The sequence below is a fragment of the Paenibacillus sp. J22FR21 genome, assembly GCF_056269135.1.
Map to the genome: position 1 here is coordinate 372758 of NZ_JBWDNJ010000001.1, position 17695 is coordinate 390452.

18 protein-coding genes are annotated in these 17695 nt (G+C 50.9%); all 18 read left to right on the plus strand.

The annotated features are described in order from the left end of the window. Positions 1-67: 67 nt before the first annotated feature. The 18 genes from ribD (at position 68) to AC0YNS_RS01870 (ending at position 17631) form a co-directional block, all read left to right on the plus strand. Complete coding sequence (gene ribD, locus AC0YNS_RS01785; protein ID WP_475779350.1) at positions 68-1177, plus strand: bifunctional diaminohydroxyphosphoribosylaminopyrimidine deaminase/5-amino-6-(5-phosphoribosylamino)uracil reductase RibD; 1110 nt, start codon at positions 68-70, stop codon at positions 1175-1177. A 28-nt stretch (positions 1178-1205) separates the two neighbouring features. Next, on the plus strand, positions 1206-1892 hold the full coding sequence (ribE, locus tag AC0YNS_RS01790) for a riboflavin synthase (RefSeq protein ID WP_475779351.1): 687 nt from the start codon (positions 1206-1208) through the stop codon (positions 1890-1892). Between the two features lie 38 nt (positions 1893-1930). Further along, positions 1931-3154 (plus strand): bifunctional 3,4-dihydroxy-2-butanone-4-phosphate synthase/GTP cyclohydrolase II, encoded by a 1224-nt coding sequence (locus tag AC0YNS_RS01795; protein ID WP_475779352.1) that lies wholly within the window; start codon positions 1931-1933, stop codon positions 3152-3154. Positions 3155-3211: 57 nt separating this feature from the next. Next, positions 3212-3682, plus strand: coding sequence for a 6,7-dimethyl-8-ribityllumazine synthase (gene ribH / locus AC0YNS_RS01800; RefSeq protein WP_090976805.1), 471 nt, complete (start codon positions 3212-3214; stop codon positions 3680-3682). A 41-nt stretch (positions 3683-3723) separates the two neighbouring features. After that, positions 3724-4509, plus strand: a complete 786-nt coding sequence (locus AC0YNS_RS01805) for a segregation and condensation protein A (RefSeq protein ID WP_475779353.1) — start codon at positions 3724-3726, stop codon at positions 4507-4509. Beyond that, positions 4478-5092, plus strand: coding sequence for an SMC-Scp complex subunit ScpB (gene scpB, locus AC0YNS_RS01810; protein WP_475779354.1), 615 nt, complete (start codon positions 4478-4480; stop codon positions 5090-5092). The genes AC0YNS_RS01805 and scpB overlap by 32 nt, the downstream gene beginning before the upstream one ends. 69 nt (positions 5093-5161) lie before the next feature. After that, a complete protein-coding gene (locus tag AC0YNS_RS01815) occupies positions 5162-5857 on the plus strand; it encodes a DUF2953 domain-containing protein (protein ID WP_475779355.1) in 696 nt (231 codons plus the stop codon). A gap of 82 nt (positions 5858-5939) precedes the next feature. After that, positions 5940-6392: a GerW family sporulation protein gene (gene ytfJ, locus AC0YNS_RS01820; RefSeq protein WP_475779356.1), complete on the plus strand. Its 453-nt coding sequence runs from the start codon at positions 5940-5942 to the stop codon at positions 6390-6392. Positions 6393-6571: 179 nt separating this feature from the next. Continuing rightward, a complete protein-coding gene (locus tag AC0YNS_RS01825) occupies positions 6572-7732 on the plus strand; it encodes a D-alanyl-D-alanine carboxypeptidase family protein (protein WP_475780079.1) in 1161 nt (386 codons plus the stop codon). After that, positions 7726-8403: a nucleoside recognition domain-containing protein gene (locus tag AC0YNS_RS01830; protein WP_090976795.1), complete on the plus strand. Its 678-nt coding sequence runs from the start codon at positions 7726-7728 to the stop codon at positions 8401-8403. Before AC0YNS_RS01825 ends, AC0YNS_RS01830 begins: the two co-directional genes overlap by 7 nt. Positions 8404-8440: 37 nt before the next feature. Next, positions 8441-8929, plus strand: a complete 489-nt coding sequence (locus AC0YNS_RS01835; protein ID WP_177186497.1) for a spore maturation protein — start codon at positions 8441-8443, stop codon at positions 8927-8929. A 121-nt stretch (positions 8930-9050) separates the two neighbouring features. Continuing rightward, positions 9051-9791: a pseudouridine synthase gene (locus tag AC0YNS_RS01840; protein WP_090976791.1), complete on the plus strand. Its 741-nt coding sequence runs from the start codon at positions 9051-9053 to the stop codon at positions 9789-9791. 100 nt (positions 9792-9891) lie between these two features. Next, on the plus strand, positions 9892-10419 hold the full coding sequence (locus AC0YNS_RS01845) for a redoxin domain-containing protein (protein ID WP_475779357.1): 528 nt from the start codon (positions 9892-9894) through the stop codon (positions 10417-10419). A 19-nt stretch (positions 10420-10438) separates the two neighbouring features. Then, positions 10439-12103 (plus strand): cytochrome c biogenesis protein ResB, encoded by a 1665-nt coding sequence (resB, locus tag AC0YNS_RS01850; protein ID WP_475779358.1) that lies wholly within the window; start codon positions 10439-10441, stop codon positions 12101-12103. Further along, positions 12100-13359 carry a cytochrome c biogenesis protein CcsA gene (gene ccsA / locus AC0YNS_RS01855; protein WP_475779359.1) on the plus strand — a complete coding sequence of 420 codons (1260 nt, stop codon included), beginning with the start codon at positions 12100-12102 and terminating at the stop codon, positions 13357-13359. Before resB ends, ccsA begins: the two co-directional genes overlap by 4 nt. Before the next feature lie 35 nt (positions 13360-13394). After that, complete coding sequence (locus tag AC0YNS_RS01860; RefSeq protein ID WP_090976783.1) at positions 13395-14111, plus strand: response regulator transcription factor; 717 nt, start codon at positions 13395-13397, stop codon at positions 14109-14111. After that, the gene (locus AC0YNS_RS01865; RefSeq protein ID WP_475779360.1) at positions 14112-15524 is read left to right on the plus strand and encodes an ATP-binding protein; all 1413 of its coding nucleotides are present in this window, start codon (positions 14112-14114) and stop codon (positions 15522-15524) included. Between the two features lie 181 nt (positions 15525-15705). Beyond that, entirely contained in the window at positions 15706-17631 is a 1926-nt protein-coding gene (locus tag AC0YNS_RS01870) for a glycoside hydrolase family protein (protein WP_475779361.1), read from the plus strand. Positions 17632-17695: the final 64 nt, after the last annotated feature.

Consider the following 17695-nt stretch of genomic DNA (forward strand, 5'->3'; position numbering starts at 1 on the left):
ATACGTCCCTTTATGGTTTTTCACACCCATCACCCCGTTGGCCAACTGCCAAGGGGTGATTTTTGTTATGTCAATCGCAGTATTGAACGACGAAATGTATATGCGGCTCGCACTGGATATGGCGTCAAAGGCACAAGGGCAAACGGACATCAATCCGGTTGTCGGCTGTGTGGTCGTGAAGGAAGGCCGCATCGTGGGGCTTGGCGCGCATCTACGGCGAGGCGAAGGTCATGCAGAAGTACATGCACTGGGCATGGCCGGTGATCAAGCAGAAGGTGCGACTGTGTATGTAACACTGGAGCCGTGCAGTCATCATGGCAGAACACCGCCATGCTGTGACCGATTAATCGCCGCCAAGGCTGCAAGAGTAGTCGTAGCCTGCACGGATCCGAATCCACAGGTTGCCGGCCGCGGAATCGCGAAGCTGCAGCAGGCGGGCATTGAAGTCGAGGTTGGCATTCTCGGCGAAGAATCAACGCGCATGAACGAAATGTTTAATAAATTCATCGTCACTCGGCTCCCTTTCGTCACCATGAAATCAGCGATGACCCTGGATGGGAAGCTGGCAGCGAAGACCGGCGACAGCAGATACGTCAGCGGTGCGGCGGCCAAAGAGTTGACGCACACGCTGCGGCATCGGCACATGGGTATCATGGTGGGAGTCGATACCGCGCTGGCTGATGACCCTGAACTTACAACACGACTAACGGTACCTGCCGTGCATCCTGCTCGCATCATCGTAGATTCAACGCTTCGGCTGCCGCTTGGAGCCAGAGTGATTCAAGACCGCTCTTCACGTGTCATCGTTCTTACGACTGAAGGCGCAGATTCGGCTAAAGAAGCTGCACTCGCAGAAGCCGGCGTTCAAGTGATCCGCTGCGGAAGCGGGAGCCGAGTAGATCTGAAGCTCGCCATGCATAAGCTCGGTGAACTGGAAATTGGCTCGATTCTGCTCGAAGGCGGCGGCAAGCTGAACGGGGCTATGCTGGAGCACGGGTTGATCGATAAGCTGCTGCTCTTTATTGCGCCGAAGCTAATCGGAGGATCCGCCGCACCCGGTGTCTTCCAGTTCGAAGGCTTCGACAAGATGTCAGAGGCCATCAGCTTGGAGGAGATGGCCATGGAAAGAGTCGGAGACGATGTTCTGATCAGCGGCTATCTGCGCAATCAAAATTGAAGAGTGAAAGGGAGAGGGGGAGAAATCGTTGTTTACCGGACTTATTGAAGAAATCGGCACGCTGAAGAAGACGCATAAGCAAGGTGAAGCGATGGTCCTGACGATCGAAGCACCCCGTATTCTGAAGGATGCCGCCATCGGCGACAGTATTTCTGTCAATGGCGTATGTCTAACGGTAACGGAGCTCAGCTCCACGATCTTCACAGCAGATGTCATGCCACAGACGTTCCGGCACACGAATCTGAAGGATATCCGCCCCGGCGAACGCGTGAATCTGGAGAGGGCCATGCAGGCAGGCGGTCGTTTCGGCGGTCATATTGTACAGGGTCATATTGATGGTACAGGTGAAGTGCTCAGTCGAGAGAATAATGTCAACGCGGTTGTGTTTACAATCAGGCCGCATGATTCCGGGCTTATGCGCTATGTCGTTCCTCAAGGTTCCATAACGCTTGATGGTATCAGCTTGACGGTCGTGAATGCCAGCTCCAACAGCTTCTCGGTTTCCATCATTCCACACACGCTTCGCGAGACTGCTCTGCAATTGAAGCAAGCCGGCGGTGTGATAAACGTGGAGTGCGACGTGCTGGGCAAGTATGTTGACCACCTGCTCCATTTTAAAGGCGATCGCCATGCGGACGGTTCAGGAGACAGCAGAGCCGCGGAACCGAAGAGCAGCATAACGGCAGCTTTTCTGGCAGAGAACGGTTTTATGTAAATAGAGACAGACAGCCTTGATAAGGAGAGTGAGAAAATATGAGTACCGCAGCATTTGATACAATCGAAGAAGCCATCTATGATTTGATATTAGGAAAAGCGATCATTGTCACGGATGACGAAGACCGAGAGAATGAAGGCGATTTAATTGCACTTGCCAGTAAAGCAACGCCCGAAATCATTAACTTCATGATCACGGAAGCGCGTGGACTCGTATGTGTACCGATTACGGCAGAACGTGCCGAGGAGCTGGATCTTCCGCCGATGGTGCAGCGCAACACGGACTATCACGGAACAGCTTTCACGGTGTCGGTTGACCATGCTTCAACGACAACAGGCATTTCCGCCTATGAGCGTTCGCAAACCATTCAAGCTCTGATGGACGGTTCCGGCGCGAAAGCAGATGATTTCAGACGACCGGGTCACATCTTTCCTCTGATTGGCAAGAAAGGCGGCGTCTTGCGCCGTGCCGGTCATACGGAAGCGGCGATCGATTTGGCTCGCATGTGCGGGTCCAAGCCTGCAGCGGTCATCTGCGAAATCATAAAAGAAGACGGCTCCATGGCTCGCCTGCCGGATCTCATCGAATTCAAAGCGAAACATAATTTGAAGCTGATTTCCATTCAGTCGCTGATTCACTATCGCAATGAGAAAGAAAAACTGGTTGAGCGAGTCGTCGATGTGAAGATGCCAACGGATTACGGTGTGTTCCGCGCAGTTGCCTACACCAACGAAGTAGACAACAAGGAGCATGTCGCTCTCGTTAAAGGCGAAATCGATCCGACACAGCCTACCCTTGTGCGCGTCCATTCCGAATGTTTAACCGGGGACGTGTTTCATTCCCATCGCTGCGACTGTGGACCTCAGCTTGCAGCGGCGCTGAATCAAATTAATGAAGCCGGCAATGGCGTACTGCTCTATATGCGTCAAGAAGGCCGCGGTATTGGCTTAATTAACAAATTGAAAGCCTATCAGCTGCAGGAGCAGGGATTAGATACCGTCGACGCGAATATTAAACTGGGCTTTGCCCCGGATTTGCGCGATTACGGCATCGGTGCTCAGATTCTGAAGGATCTCGGCATCCGCAAGATGCGACTTCTGACAAACAATCCGCGCAAGATTCGCGGTTTGGAAGGTTACGGTATCGAAGTAGTCGAGCGTGTTCCGATTCAAATGGACGCGAACGAAGACAACAATAGCTATTTGCACACCAAACAGTCAAAACTAGGCCATCTGCTGAAATTTGACGATTTGCCTCAATAAATCGCAACAAACCAAACTAACCTTGCTAACAAGGAAAACCGAGAGGATGAATGATCAATGCCGCAAGTTTTTGAAGGACATTTAATTTCTGAAGGATTACGATATGGTGTAGTAGTAGGACGTTTTAACGAGTTTATTTCCAGCAAGCTGCTTGGAGGAGCACTCGATGCATTCAAACGTCACGGCGCTGCAGACAGTGAAGTGGATGTAGCTTGGGTACCGGGCGCATTTGAAATTCCTTTGATCGCACAGAAGATGGCTGAAAGCGGCAAATACGACGCGGTTATCACGCTTGGCGCCGTTATTCGGGGGTCAACGCCTCACTTCGACTACGTGTGCAACGAGGCTGCTAAAGGCGTTTCCGCTATCGCTCTGAAAACAGGCGTTCCAACGATCTTCGGCGTTTTGACAGTAGATTCGATTGAGCAAGCCATTGAACGCGCAGGAACGAAAGCCGGCAATAAAGGCTGGGAAGCCGCGGTTACAGCCATCGAAATGGCGAACCTGACCAAAGTACTTCAAGGCTAAGAGCGACTAAGAAGAGAACATTGTAGGAGTTGGCTTTCACCATGGCGGTGACGTATAAGCTGGAATCGTTCGAAGGACCGCTCGATCTTCTGCTTCATCTCATCGATAAAGCAGAAATCGACATTCACGAGGTGTCCATCAGCGAAATTACGGATCAATATATGGACTACTTGAATGCGATGCAAGAGCTGGAGCTGGAGGTCACGAGCGAATTTCTCGTCATGGCGGCCACACTGCTTTCCATCAAAAGCAAACAGCTGCTGCCGAAGCCGCCGGTCATCGATCACGACGACTTTAACGACGAATGGCCCGATGACGGGCTTGATCCTCGCGATGAGCTTATCGCGAAGCTGGTGGAGTACCGGAAGTATAAGCAAATCGCCGAGCAGCTCCGCGAACAGGAATTCGAGCGGAGTCTTGTCTATACGAAGGAGCCGGAGGATTTGACGCCTTTCATGAAGGCCATTCCGGAAAACCCGGTTAAAGGACTGAATATCGGCGATCTGATCGCAGCCTTTCAGAAGGCGCTGCGCAAAGCGTCAAGACGTAATGTCATTGCGACCATTCAGCGTGACGAAATTTCGGTCAAAGACCGAATACGCGATATTATCGAGGTGCTTCGCGAATTCGAGACGGTCCGCTTCTCCAAGCTGATCCGCGACGATATGAGCCGGCACGAGGTAGTCGTTACCTTCCTGGCGCTGCTTGAGCTGATGAAAATGAAGCATATTCGTTGTTATCAGCACAGCCTGTTTGATGATATCGTCGTGCATTGGAGAGGAGAAGCAGTCGAAGGTGGATTTCTCGAAACTGAAGTCGATTATTGAGGGTCTGCTGTTCATGGCCGGGGATGAAGGGCTGACGACAAAGCAGCTATCCGAAATTCTAGAGCTGGATGCAGCTGTGACGGCAGACATTGTGAAAGATCTAACGAAGGATTTGAAAAGCAAGAAGCGCGGCATTCAGGTTTCCTTCGTTGCCGGTGCTTACCGGCTTACGACCAACCCTGCACATGCAGCTTACTTCGAGCGAATGGCCCACTCGCCGACTCGTTCTAGCTTATCGCAGGCGGCGCTTGAGACGTTATCGATCGTTGCCTACCGACAGCCGATAACACGTGTCGATATCGAGGAAATTCGAGGCGTGAAGAGTGATCGGGCGATTGCATCGCTGGTGAACAAAGATTTAATCGAAGAGATCGGCCGTGCCGAACAAATCGGAAGACCGATTCTGTATGGCACGACGAAGTCGTTCCTCGATTACTTCGGGCTCGCAGGCCTTGATGCGTTGCCGGAGCCATCGGCAGTCATCGACGATTCCTTGGACGAGCAGACGCAAGCGCTGTTCGAGAGGCTGGAAGGCCGTCAAATGACGCTTGAAGAAATGCCTGCACCAATAGAAGAAAGCTAGAAACAAGAATGAGATTTGTCCGCTAGGTCATACTATATCCGACCAATTAAGGGAAACGGGGGAAACGCCATGTTAGGCTACCCGCTCGGATGGATGATCGGGACAGGTCTCTTTTTTTTGCTCTTGATCATTGCGTTATCGTCTCCCGTTGTGATTCGCGGCCATATTAAACGGATCGGTAACGACGATGATGCGGAATTGCGCATTCGAGCACTATTCGGTTTGATTCATTATCATTGGCAGCTGCCTATTGTGAAGTTCAAAGGAATGAGCGTCGAATTAAAACAGGAAATGACGGCTGAGAATACAGGCGGGGTTGATCTGGATGCCAAAATGAAAAACGTGGATCCGAATTCGATTATGAAATCCATCGACAAGGCGCATTTGCTGCTCAAGCATACGGATGACATGCTCGGATGGGTTCGCATTACGCTGGGACATGTAAGACTGACGGAATGGCAATGGCGAACCGCAGTTGGCACAGGTGATGCGATGTGGACAGCTATGCTGACCGGCATGGTCTGGTCGGTGAAAACAACGACGATTGGCGTTCTGTCACAGCTTGTTCGATTAACTGCGGATCCAAGCCTTGTGGTTGAGCCGGTATACCAGAAGGCTCATTTCTCAACGGAAGGCCAATTCACGGCAAAGGTGCCGTTCGGTTATGCAATCTTTGCCATTGTGAGGTTATTCGCTCGGATTAAGAAAGCAAATGGTCTTTCGGGCGGCTTACACGGCTTACAGCGTATTCTGCTCCGCGGTTGATTACATAATGCTCCTGAAGAGGGGGAACGATATGAACGGAAAGGTGCAGCTACCGACTTTGAACCAAGGAGGACTTTTTGAGATGACAGACCATCCGATTCAAGGCTTAATGCAAACCGCAATGGAAAATATCAAGGAAATGGTCGATGTAAATACGATTGTCGGTGATCCGGTCCAAACACCTGACGGCAGCGTCATCATGCCGATTTCGAAAGTGGGCTTCGGCTTTGTCGCGGGGGGCAGTGATATCCGCTTCGACGAGCATAAGCAAGGGGACTCGCATAACGCAGCTGTTCAACTGCCATTTGGCGGCGGCAGCGGCGGCGGGGTATCCATAACGCCAATCGCTTTCCTTGTCGTAGGCACGCAGGGGGTACGCATTGTACCGCTGGATAATCAAACTCATTTGATGGAACGGGTCATTGATTCCGCGCCGCAAGTGTTCGAGAAAATCCAGAGTATGTTCAAGAAAAACACGGCAAGCAGTGAAAGCGGGCTGGAATCCGTTCTCATCGAAAGTATGGATGGCCACTAATTGCATATGGAACCGTCCCTGCGGGGCGGTTTCTTTTTTTTCAGGACGGGCTCGGTAGTATATCTCATGGACCTGTTCATATACTGGTACAAGACCATGTTCTTGCCCGCCAGTTTCGAAGGAGGAAGTGTATGAGGTCGAGATTCACCCGAAAATGGTACAAACTTATTCTGCTGTCAATGGCAACTTGCCTCTTTCTAACCGGATTAACAACAGCCGTGGCTGCTCCGAAGGAGCGCGTATCGACCCATGCCAAAGGCGCAGCGCTGATCGATGTGGAGTCAGGTCGCATTCTCTACAGTTATAACGGGGACAAGCCCATGCTCATTGCCAGCTTAACGAAGATCATGACGGCGATTGTAGCCATTGAGCACGGCAAGCTCACCGACAAAGTGAAGACGAGTATACGAGCTGCAGGCAAAGAAGGATCGTCCATCTATTTGCAGCGCGGCGAGGAAATGAGCTTGCAAAATATGCTTTACGGCTTGATGCTAAGGTCCGGCAATGATGCAGCAACAGCGATTGCGGAACATGTCGGCGGTACGGAGGAAGGTTTCGTCCATATGATGAATGAGAAGGCACAGATGCTGGGCCTCTCTAATTCCCAGTTCATGAACCCCAGCGGTCTGGACGCCGAGGGACACTATTCATCTGCGAACGATCTGGCGAAGCTGACTGCCTACGCCATGAAGAACCCGGTTTTCAAAGAAATCGTGAAGACGAAGGAGAAGAAGGCTCCTAATCCGAATGACAGCTGGGACTACCAATGGCGGAACAAAAATAAAATGCTCACGATGTACGAAGGAGCGGACGGCGTCAAAACGGGCTATACGAAGAAGTCGCTTCGAACCTTGGTCAGCTCGGCTACACGGAATGGCCAGCAGCTTGTTGCGGTTACCTTAAATGACGGGGATGATTGGCAGGATCACCGTAAGCTGCTCGACTTCGGCTTCGCCAATTTCCGCTTAACCGAAGTGACACACAAAGGCCAGTCGATAAACGGATATCCGCTTGCCGTCGGACGAACGCTGCTTTATCCGTTTGCTGAAGGCGAGCAGCAGCAGCTGCGTTCGAAGCTGACGCTGATCGATGCCAATTCTACAGCATACAAGCTTGGTGAGCGCGGGAAGCTGGAGTGGTTTATCGGTGAGGAGAGGATTGGCTCGACGCCGGTATTTGATCCGCAGAGTCAGCGTATTACAATGCCGGAGAAACCGGCTTGGGTGATCGGTGATCAATCGGAGTCTGCTTATGGCGGCTTATCATCAGCTTCCTTCCGAAGGGCACTGACGGTCACGCTGTCTACTTTGTTTGGAGGGAAGGAGGCCGGGGGATGGTAAATTTCATTTGGCTTTTCTTTATCGCGGTCAGCTTCGTTGCAGCAATCGTGAATGGTCGAATGGAAGCCTTGACCGAGGCCGCATTTGAAGGAGCGAAGAGCGGAGTCACCGTCAGTTTCGGGCTCATCAGCGTAATGGTGTTCTGGCTGGGGCTTATGCGCATCGGCGAGGATGCGGGTCTGCTCCGCAAAATCGCCGCCTTGCTGCAGCCGGTTGTCCGATTCTTATTCCCAGACGTGCCGAAGGGTCATCCGGCCCTCGGTTACATAATGAGCAACATGAGTGCAAACATACTCGGGCTCGGCAACGCGGCTACGCCTATGGGGATTAAAGCGATGCAGGAGCTGCAGAAGCTCAATCCGGACAAGGAGACCGCTTCAGCGGCCATGTGCACGTTGCTTGCGCTCAATACTTCCAGCATTACGCTTGTCCCTACAACGTTAATTGCAATTCGCATGACTTACAGCTCGGCGCATCCTGCGGAGATTGTCGGAACAACACTAGCGGCCACCTTGGTTGCGACAGCAGCGGCTATTGCTGCCGATCGCTGGTATCGCAAACGATATCGCAATAAGCCGCCGCGATTTACCAGCCGCGATGGAACGGCAGCTCCTCGAAGCGTGGAGTCGCTCACGGCAGACGGCCAAGGAAAGGGTGAGGCCGTTGTATGAATGGATAACGGCCGTCTCAGCTTGGATCATCCCGTTCATGATCGTGTTTATTCCGCTCTATGCTGCATTTAAGCGCGTACCCGTGTATGAAACATTTATCGAAGGAGCCAAGGACGGCTTCGGCACGGCGATTAACATTATTCCGCATTTGGTCGGGATGATGGTAGCGATCAGTATGTTTCGAGCATCCGGAGCTATGGATATGATGGCTTCGCTCATACGGCCATTGTTCGATGGCTTAGGTATTCCAAGCGAAGTATTGCCGCTCGGACTGCTGCGGCCGCTTACCGGAGCGGGGTCACTTGCATTCACTACTGAGCTTATTAAGACGTATGGGCCGGATTCCATGATCGGACGGATCTCATCTACGATCCAAGGCAGTACGGATACGACACTGTACGTACTCACGGTTTATTTTGGAGCGGTTGGAATCAGGCGCAGTAAGTATGCACTTAAAGTAGGGTTATTTTCAGATTTCGTCGGTTTTTTCGCTGCTATCATCATTTGTTTATTCGTGTTTGGGTAAGTTAACCGGATAATGCCCGCAAGCGTACTGCACTATAGTGCATTCGCTCTTGCGGGCATATTTGTTGTGCACTTTCTTTCCACCTGTCATTTAGGGTATGATGGTGGGTGAGGTGAAATCATTGGAACGTTTACAGAAGATTTTGGCGCAGGCGGGCGTTGCATCACGCCGCAAATGCGAGGAGCTCATATTGTCCGGTCAAGTACAGGTCAATGAGGAGACAGTGACTACACTGGGGGTCAAAGCTGACCCGGCCGTTGATATCATTACGGTGAAGGGCCGCAGAATCCAGAGTGAGAGCAAGCTTTACTTGATGCTTCATAAGCCCAAAGGTGTCATTACAAGTGCGAGTGACCCGCAGGGACGTAAGATTGTGGCGGATTATCTGCCCGGCATTACAGAGCGCGTCTATCCTGTAGGCCGGCTTGATTATGATACGGAAGGTTTGCTGCTGCTTACGAATGACGGCGAGTTTGCGAACTTATTGACGCATCCGAGCCATCACGTACCGAAGACTTATTGGGCCACTGTTAAAGGGGTACCGCACGGCACGGCGCTGGAGCGGCTGCAGCAGGGCATTCTGCTTGAGGACGGAATGACAGCACCTGCTGAGGTAGAGTATCACGATGTAAATACGGAGAAGAATCAGGCGACGATTACGATTACGATCTACGAGGGACGCAACAGGCAGGTTCGTCGGATGTTCGATGCCATTAATCATCCGGTACTGCTGCTTCGCCGCGTACGATTCGGCGAATTGGGGCTACACGGATTGGCACGTGGAAAGTTCCGCCATTTAACGCCCAAAGAGGTTCAAGAGCTGCGCGCAGCGGCTGTCAAGACACATAAAATTCAAAAATAACGAGCGACGGCAACCTCAATTGCCGTCGAATTTTCGTTATAATGATAGTATGGAATTCAAGAAAATTGCAGCATAAGAACGGGCGGTGACTAACACTTATATGAAATCGAACCGCAGACTCATTCAAATTGTTATTTTTCTGGGCGTATTGCTCCTCGGGGGCTATGCAATCGGCAATGCTCTGTTTAGTTCTCATGACGGGCTGCCGCGGAAAGGCTCGGAGCCGCCGGATTTCGCCCTGATTGGTATGGACGGCCAAACACACAGGCTCGCAGACTACAAAGGCAAGGCACTTGTCATCAACTTCTGGGGTACATACTGTCCGGGCTGCGTAACGGAGACGCCGGATTTGGTCGCCCAATACGCGAAGCATAAAGATAAGCCCTTTGAAGTCGTCGGGATTAATCTTGGCGAGGACAAATTGACCGTTTCTAATTTTGTGAAGCAGTTTGATGTCGGCTATTCCATACTGCTTAACGAGAATAACGACGTACAGCGAAAGTACGGTTTGAAGTCGTATCCCACTACCTTCTTTGTGAAGCCGGATGGAACGATTCAAGACATCTTTGTCGGACCGATGGCGGAAGCGGACATGGACAAGCGGATCGAGAAATTGCTTCAGTCCTAGTCGAAGGAGGTTTTTTTGCATGTTGACTTTTGAAAATACGAAATGTGAATGCGGTCACCAGAATCCGGTTGGAACCGTGCTTTGCGAGCATTGCGGCAACCCGCTGGACGGGGAAGAAGCAGAGAGCGATGCGCCGCTCGAGATGCGCTACGACGGCATTGCAAGGCGCTCGCAGAAGACGAATCCGTCACCGATTGATCGCGTTTGGAACTTTTTCTCTTCGGTTAAAATTGCAGTTCGTTTGATCGTGATTACATTGATTGCCGCTATGGTCGGCACGATTTTCACACAAGAGAATGCCTTTATCTCATTTGATCCTACAACGTATTACGAAGAGCGTTACGGCTGGATCGGCAAATGGTATTATAAGCTCGGCTTGTCCAATACGTATGAGTCGTGGTGGTTTATCGGCCTGCTGGTTATGATCGGAACTTCGCTCGTTATTTGCAGTCTTGATCGTGTGCTGCCGCTCTATCGGGCACTGAACAAACAACAAATCCGAAAGCATAACACGTTCTTGACCAGACAGAAGACCGTATTTACGAGTGATATTGAAGGATCAGCAGAGAATTGGACCGCTGCGATGGCTAAGGAGCTAAAGCGCAAGCATTATAAGGTCCATCATGAAGGCGACGCCCTGCTGGCGGAGAAATACCGGTTCAGCCGCTGGGGACCCTATATTAATCATATTGGCTTGATTACGTTCCTGCTCGCGGTATTGCTTCGGACGCTTCCCGGTTGGGCGATGGACAATTACGTAACGGTGACGGAAGGGGAAACGGTTCAAATCCCTGAAACGAATTATTACGTGAAGAACGAGAAGTTTACGATCAACTACTATACGGATGCAGAGCTTCCGGAATCGTTGAAAGGGACGGCCCGGGCTAAACTCTACGAGACGAAGGCCGTGCTGTATGAGTGCGAGGCGGATTGCGATGATCCTTCCAAGCAGCCGCAGCTGAAGGAAGTGAAGCGTCACAATATTATCGTGAACGATCCGCTTTCCTACAAAGGCATCAAGGCATATCAGTTCGGCTTCGACGATACACCGAAGCTGAAGGCCGTTCATCCGGTTCTGATCGATCATAAGACGGGCCAGACCTATGGGCCTTTCGATCTCGTCATGCGGAATCCGGAATTAACCTACAAGCTTGGACCGTACACGCTTGAGCTCCGTCAGACGTACATGGATTTTGCGCTGAACTCGGAAGGCAAGCCGACGACGAAATCCAAGGAGCCGAACGCGCCGGCATTTGTGTTCGTGATGAAAGGTCCGGATTTGGCGGCGGATGGCGAGCCGTACATGTACTTCCCGAAACAAACCGACAAAGCGCGATTCAGCCAGGATCTCATCAATGGGGAAATGGGCAAAAGGTTTGAGCTGAAGGTTCCGACTATGGGAGGTGTTGAGTTCGCAGGTGTGATGACCTCGCTTAATATTCGCTCAGATCGGGCGATGCCTTATATCTGGGTAGGGGCCGGCATATCGATGTTTGGACTGTTGCTGGGTTCTTATTGGCATCACCGCAGAATTTGGCTTCGCATAGAGGGCGGCCGCGTCACGTTAGGCGCACATACGAACAAGAATAATTACGGCATGCGTGCCGAGGTCGCTTCCGCATTGCGCGGGCTAGGCGTCGTCGTAGAGCCGAAGTCGCTCGATAACGGGAGGAACAAATCGTGAGTTTGCTTGATTTTAGCAGCGACGCGTTTATCGTCGCATTTTTTCTGTACTGCTTCGGATTTATGTTTTATGGCGTTGCCGCCCTCGGGCGCAAATGGAGCAACCGCAGTCCGGAAGAGCATATTCGCCGCTGGGGCCTTTTCGCATACGCGGTTTCGATACTTGGATTTGCTTCACACGTAACCTTCTTTATTACACGCTGGATCGGCGGGGGCCACATCCCGACCAGTAACATGTATGAATTTATGACTTTTCTGGCGATGGCCATTATGTTTGCGTTCATCATCGTCAACGCGATCTACCGCAAACCGCTGCTTGGTTTGTTCACCTTACCATTAACGGTTATTATTGTTGCATATGCAGCGGTATTTCCTCAAGAGGTTCAACCGCTCATCCCGGCACTGCAGTCGATTTGGCTTAAAGTTCACGTTACGACAGCGGCAACAGGCGAAGCTTTCTTCGCAGTTGGTTTTGCAGCTGGATTGATGTACTTGCTTCGTACGGTTGACTTCAAGAAAACGAGTCCACAAGCAAGACGCGAACAACGCTGGGTCGAATTTACGCTATTTGTCATCGTCATCATCATTGCGTTTATCGGCTCGGTTTTCTCTTTCCGTGGCGCTGGCTATGAAGCGACGTTCAAGAAAGAGAATGTTGTCATTGATGACAAAGGAATTGAGAGCACGACTACGGAAACCGTTGAATACTCCCTTCCGCCAATCTTCAAGCCATATAACAGCCAAGATGTATCGATTGATGCCTTCCTTGGTGTGAAGAAACCGCTGATGGAGACTCCGTCCTGGATGAAAGGCGTCAATGCGGCTCGTAAGCTGAACACGATTACGTGGTCAATCATTAACGGGGCCATTCTATACGGTATCCTGCGACTTGTCTTGCGCAAGCGGATCGGGGCCGCGATTCATCCTCTGATGGATGATATCGACGAAGATGATATTGATGAAATCAGCTATCGCGCCATTGCTATTGGTTATCCGATCTTTATGCTGGGCGCACTAATATTCGCAATGATCTGGGCCTACATTGCCTGGTCGCGTTTCTGGGGCTGGGATCCTAAAGAAGTATGGGCGCTTATTACTTGGCTGTACTACACGGCTTACCTACACTTGCGTCTATCGCGCGGGTGGCATGGTTCCAAATCGGCATGGCTTGCGGTTATCGGCTTTGTCATCGTGTTGTTTACGCTGATTGGGGTTAACTTGGTCCTTGTCGGCTTGCACTCCTACGCAGGCGTTTAATGAAGATAAGCAAGATTTGAAAGGAGACAACGGACATGTCTGAAGAACTTCACCGCATTCTTGTAGTTGATGACGAAGAACGAATTCGCAGGCTGCTCAAAATGTATCTGGAAAAGGAAGGCTATCTCATTGAGGAGGCCGAGGACGGCGAAACCGCACTTCGCCTTGCAACAGCAGGCGAATTTGACCTGATTCTGCTGGATGTCATGCTGCCGGGAATTGATGGCGTAGAAGTCTGTTCCAGACTGCGTCAGGTAAAGGCGACGCCGGTTATTATGTTGACGGCTAAAGGCGAGGAAATGAACCGCGTTCAAGGCTTTGAAGTAGGCGCTGACGACTATGTTGTGAAACCATTCAGCCCTCGCGAAGTCATTTATCGCGTGAAAGCCATCCTGCGCCGTTCGTCGGCTACCGCGTTCTTAACGAAGGAAGCGTTGACGAGCAATAATATCGTGTTCCCGCATCTCATTATCGAGCATGATGCGCATCGTGTCATGGCTGGCGGGCAAGAGGTCAGTTTGACGCCGAAGGAATATGAGCTGCTTCATTACTTGGCGATTTCGCCGGATAAAGTGTTTTCCCGGGAAGAATTGTTGAAAGACGTCTGGAACTATGAGTTTTTCGGAGATCTTCGTACCGTGGATACCCATGTCAAACGACTTCGCGAGAAGCTGAACAAAGTTTCTCCGGAAGCTGCGATGATGATCACGACGGTTTGGGGCGTAGGCTATAAGCTTGAGGTGCCGAAGTAAGTGATGATCTGGCGAAGTGTTGTCGGGAAGCTATGGATTACAATTATCGCGCTTGTGGCTGTCGTATTGCTTATACTGGGGATGTTCCTGCTCCAATATATCGACATTGCCTTCAAGAACTCGCATGATGTCAAGGTGCTGTTTGTTTACACGGCCATCATCGGGTTTCTGTTATCGACGTTTTTTGCGTTCTTCCTCTCTACCAAAATCACGCAGCCGCTGCTTCAACTGAAGAAAGCGGCTGATCTGATCTCCCAAGGCGAGTACCGTACACGAGTACCCATTCGTTCGACGGACGAGATCGGCGACCTGGCCAACACGTTCAATAATATGGCCTCTGAGCTGGATACGTTGATTCATGACTTGAATCATGAGAAGGATCACCTAGCGAGCGTCCATCGGAGTATGGCTGATGCGGTCGTTACCTTCGATGCGGAAGGTCAAATCATACTGGCTAATCCACATGGACAGAAGTTGATTGACAAGTGGAATGAGCTGGAATGGACGGAAGATTATATTGGCTCCCATACGCAGGTACCGGAGCCGATGTTTGATCTGTACCGCAAAGTGCTTCGGGAAGGTCGGGACTTATCCGATAAAGTCCATGTGCAAAGCGGTGTATGGTCGGTTGTGATGGCTCCGCTCAAATCGAATCATACCGTTCGCGGTGCGGTTGCGGTAATGCGGGATGTAACGGAGGAGACGAAGCTGGAGAAGCTTCGCCGGGACTTCGTTGCTAACGTCTCTCATGAGATCAGGACGCCATTATCGATGCTGCAAGGCTACAGCGAAGCGTTGCTGGATGATATTGCAGCTTCACCGGAAGAGCGCAAGGAGCTTGCGCAGGTGATTTATGAGGAGTCGCTTCGCATGGGTCGCCTCGTGAAGGATTTGCTGGATTTGGCCAGAATGGAAGCCGGTCATATTGAGATGAAGCTGGTCGAGACGGATCTGACCGGACTTCTGAAGCGAGTACATCGCAAGTTCTTGGTGCGTGCGAAGGAGCAAGACATACACCTTCATATCGAGCTTCCGACAGAGCCGCTCGTCATCGCGCAGGCAGACGAGGATCGCATGGAGCAAGTGCTGACGAACCTGCTGGACAATGCAATTCGCCATACGTCGATGCAGGCGTCAATCACGCTTAGCGCCTGCAATGTGATCGTGGATCAGAAGGCTTATGTCGAGATTAAAGTGACAGATGAGGGCGAGGGAATCCCGCAAGGTGACCTTCCGTATATTTTCGAGCGATTCTATAAAGCGGATAAAGCTCGTACACGCGGGGCATCAGGCGGAACTGGCCTCGGACTTGCTATCGTGAAGAACATTATCGAATCCCATCGCGGTCAAATTAAGGCGGAAAGTGTTATGGGGGCAGGCACTGCGTTTACCATCTTACTTCCGGTTCTATAAACTTTTCAGAAGCTGCTCCTCACGTGGGGCAGCTTTTTTAGGTGTGTTTCTGCTGTTCAACGATTCCCCAAGAAAAAGTTTCAAGAAAGAGCTTGGTTGCTATAGAAGGCTATATTGACTGGTCAAATTATACTAATTTAAACTGAGCTTGCATTCACTTCCACTTCAAAGGAGGATGTTTATGACAGCCAATCAGGTGAAGAAATGGGTTCTGCTATTCTTATCCACTGTCTTGATGACCGGCATGTTTGCAGCAACGGCGACAGCAGGTGCCAACCCATGGGCAGGGGGCGATATCGTATCGCTCAGTGTGACGAATGACGCCAGCGGTACAGCGAACAAGTATATCTACAAACGAATATCGAACAAAGCCTATACGTTTGTTTCCGGTGATTACATCGAATACGATGTAAAGATATCGAGTGGCATCGATGGCGCCGGAGGTATCGAAATTATTAACGCCGATGGGACATACTTCCGGGATACCGGATCATCCGTCTGGAAAGATCAGAACAATATTAGCGGTCATCCGAATGCCAATATCTCCGCATTTGCCACTAACAAATGGTATCACCGCAAGCTGGCGGTCCCAGCCTCCATGATCGGCAAAACCTCATCCAAATGGGATATCGTCGGAGAGAATGACAGTGCTTCCCAGTCTTATTCCGCTCAGTACGACAACCTTAAAGTAACAAACGGAAGCACGATCACGAAGAGCGTCGTATTCGTGAATGGCTCTGATTATAACTCGGCTGCAACGGATATCGGACCTGCTGCCGTATCCACCGGTAACGTGACAACCTCGAATATCGCATCCAATATGTCGCATTTGATGGATAATCAAGCTTTTATAAAGCTGGATAAAATCAATCCGTTTATCGGTAGTTCGTTTTCGATGCATTTTATTTCTACCCTCAAAGTGAATGGCGAAATATGGGCGTACTACATCAAATGGGATGCGTTCGGCAAAGGCGGTGTCGGCTTAGCGAAGTCAACCGATGGGGTCAATTTCACGGATAACGGCTTTGTCTTGACGGCAGGGTCGCCTGGACAATGGGATGACTCGTTTGCTACGTTTCCCGGCGTATGGTACGACAGCGGCACCTTCTATCTCGTCTATGAAGGAACGGGTACGGGATCACCGGGACAAATCGGCTTGGCAACTTCCACGGACGGCGTTAGCTTCACTAAACAAGGCCAGATATTGACGCATAATTCTACGGGCTGGGAAAGCGTCAATATTGGAACTCCGTCGCTCTATAAAGAAGGCAGCACATGGTATTTATTTTATCATGGATATGACGGCTCAGATTGCCGCATCGGCGTTGCCACGGGAACGAGCCTGACATCACTGACCAAATATTCCGGAAATCCGGTAATCGATACCGTACCTGGCACTTGGGAGGCCGGAACAGCGGGTCATCGAGATATCGTCAAAGTAGGAAGCACCTATTATATGACCTATGAAGGCAGTGAGGATCCCCCGTATAACACGGCCAAATGGTCTTCAGGGGTTGCGAGCTCGACTGATTTGGTCCACTGGAGCAAGTTTAGTCAAAACCATATATTGCCTCAGACCGACAATACGTTCGGCAATGATGGACCGAGCTTCTTGTCGGTAGACGGAGAGAACTTCATCTATTATCGGACCAATCCTACAAGCAGGGCGCTCATTGCCAATGAAAATGACGGTGGCTTCGATTTGAAATGGGGGATGGCGGATGCAGGAATCGGTCATGTTATTGGACGCACAGACAGTGACGGCTGGTCTGCTTCAACCAGCTTAGACGGTCCGGATTACATGCAATACGGTCCGTATACGACCAATACACCGGTAGGAGATAACATCGCCACATGGAAAATGATGGTCGATAGCAACAGCGGTACAAATGACGTCATCCGGCTCGAGGTTGTGGATGCAGACGATTCAGGTGCCGTGCTCGCAACGCGTGTTCTGCAGCGCAATGATTGGAAGCAAACCAATCGCTATGAATATTTCTCGGTACCGTTTCATTGGGCTGCAGGAAGAAGCGGACATCGCATCGAGCTTCGTGCACATTGGTATGATTCGACTTATGTGAGGATGCAGCTGGTCGGGATTAGTTAAGCGCCGGAAAGTCGGTTCTTGTTGAAGGAAGTAGAGAAATCTTGTTGGTCGTGAAACATTTTCA

What these genes read in the sequence shown, in the direction of transcription:
- AC0YNS_RS01870 (WP_475779361.1), top strand. Translation starts at nt 15,706, where the DNA reads ATGACAGCCAATCAGGTGAAGAAATGGGTTCTGCTATTCTTATCCACT.
- AC0YNS_RS01805 (WP_475779353.1), top strand. Translation starts at nt 3,724, where the DNA reads ATGGCGGTGACGTATAAGCTGGAATCGTTCGAAGGACCGCTCGATCTT.
- AC0YNS_RS01835 (WP_177186497.1), top strand. Translation starts at nt 8,441, where the DNA reads ATGATCGTGTTTATTCCGCTCTATGCTGCATTTAAGCGCGTACCCGTG.
- AC0YNS_RS01815 (WP_475779355.1), top strand. Translation starts at nt 5,162, where the DNA reads ATGTTAGGCTACCCGCTCGGATGGATGATCGGGACAGGTCTCTTTTTT.
- AC0YNS_RS01830 (WP_090976795.1), top strand. Translation starts at nt 7,726, where the DNA reads ATGGTAAATTTCATTTGGCTTTTCTTTATCGCGGTCAGCTTCGTTGCA.
- AC0YNS_RS01860 (WP_090976783.1), top strand. Translation starts at nt 13,395, where the DNA reads ATGTCTGAAGAACTTCACCGCATTCTTGTAGTTGATGACGAAGAACGA.
- AC0YNS_RS01795 (WP_475779352.1), top strand. Translation starts at nt 1,931, where the DNA reads ATGAGTACCGCAGCATTTGATACAATCGAAGAAGCCATCTATGATTTG.
- ytfJ (WP_475779356.1), top strand. Translation starts at nt 5,940, where the DNA reads ATGACAGACCATCCGATTCAAGGCTTAATGCAAACCGCAATGGAAAAT.
- ribD (WP_475779350.1), top strand. Translation starts at nt 68, where the DNA reads ATGTCAATCGCAGTATTGAACGACGAAATGTATATGCGGCTCGCACTG.
- resB (WP_475779358.1), top strand. Translation starts at nt 10,439, where the DNA reads ATGTTGACTTTTGAAAATACGAAATGTGAATGCGGTCACCAGAATCCG.
- ribH (WP_090976805.1), top strand. Translation starts at nt 3,212, where the DNA reads ATGCCGCAAGTTTTTGAAGGACATTTAATTTCTGAAGGATTACGATAT.
- AC0YNS_RS01845 (WP_475779357.1), top strand. Translation starts at nt 9,892, where the DNA reads ATGAAATCGAACCGCAGACTCATTCAAATTGTTATTTTTCTGGGCGTA.
- AC0YNS_RS01825 (WP_475780079.1), top strand. Translation starts at nt 6,572, where the DNA reads ATGGCAACTTGCCTCTTTCTAACCGGATTAACAACAGCCGTGGCTGCT.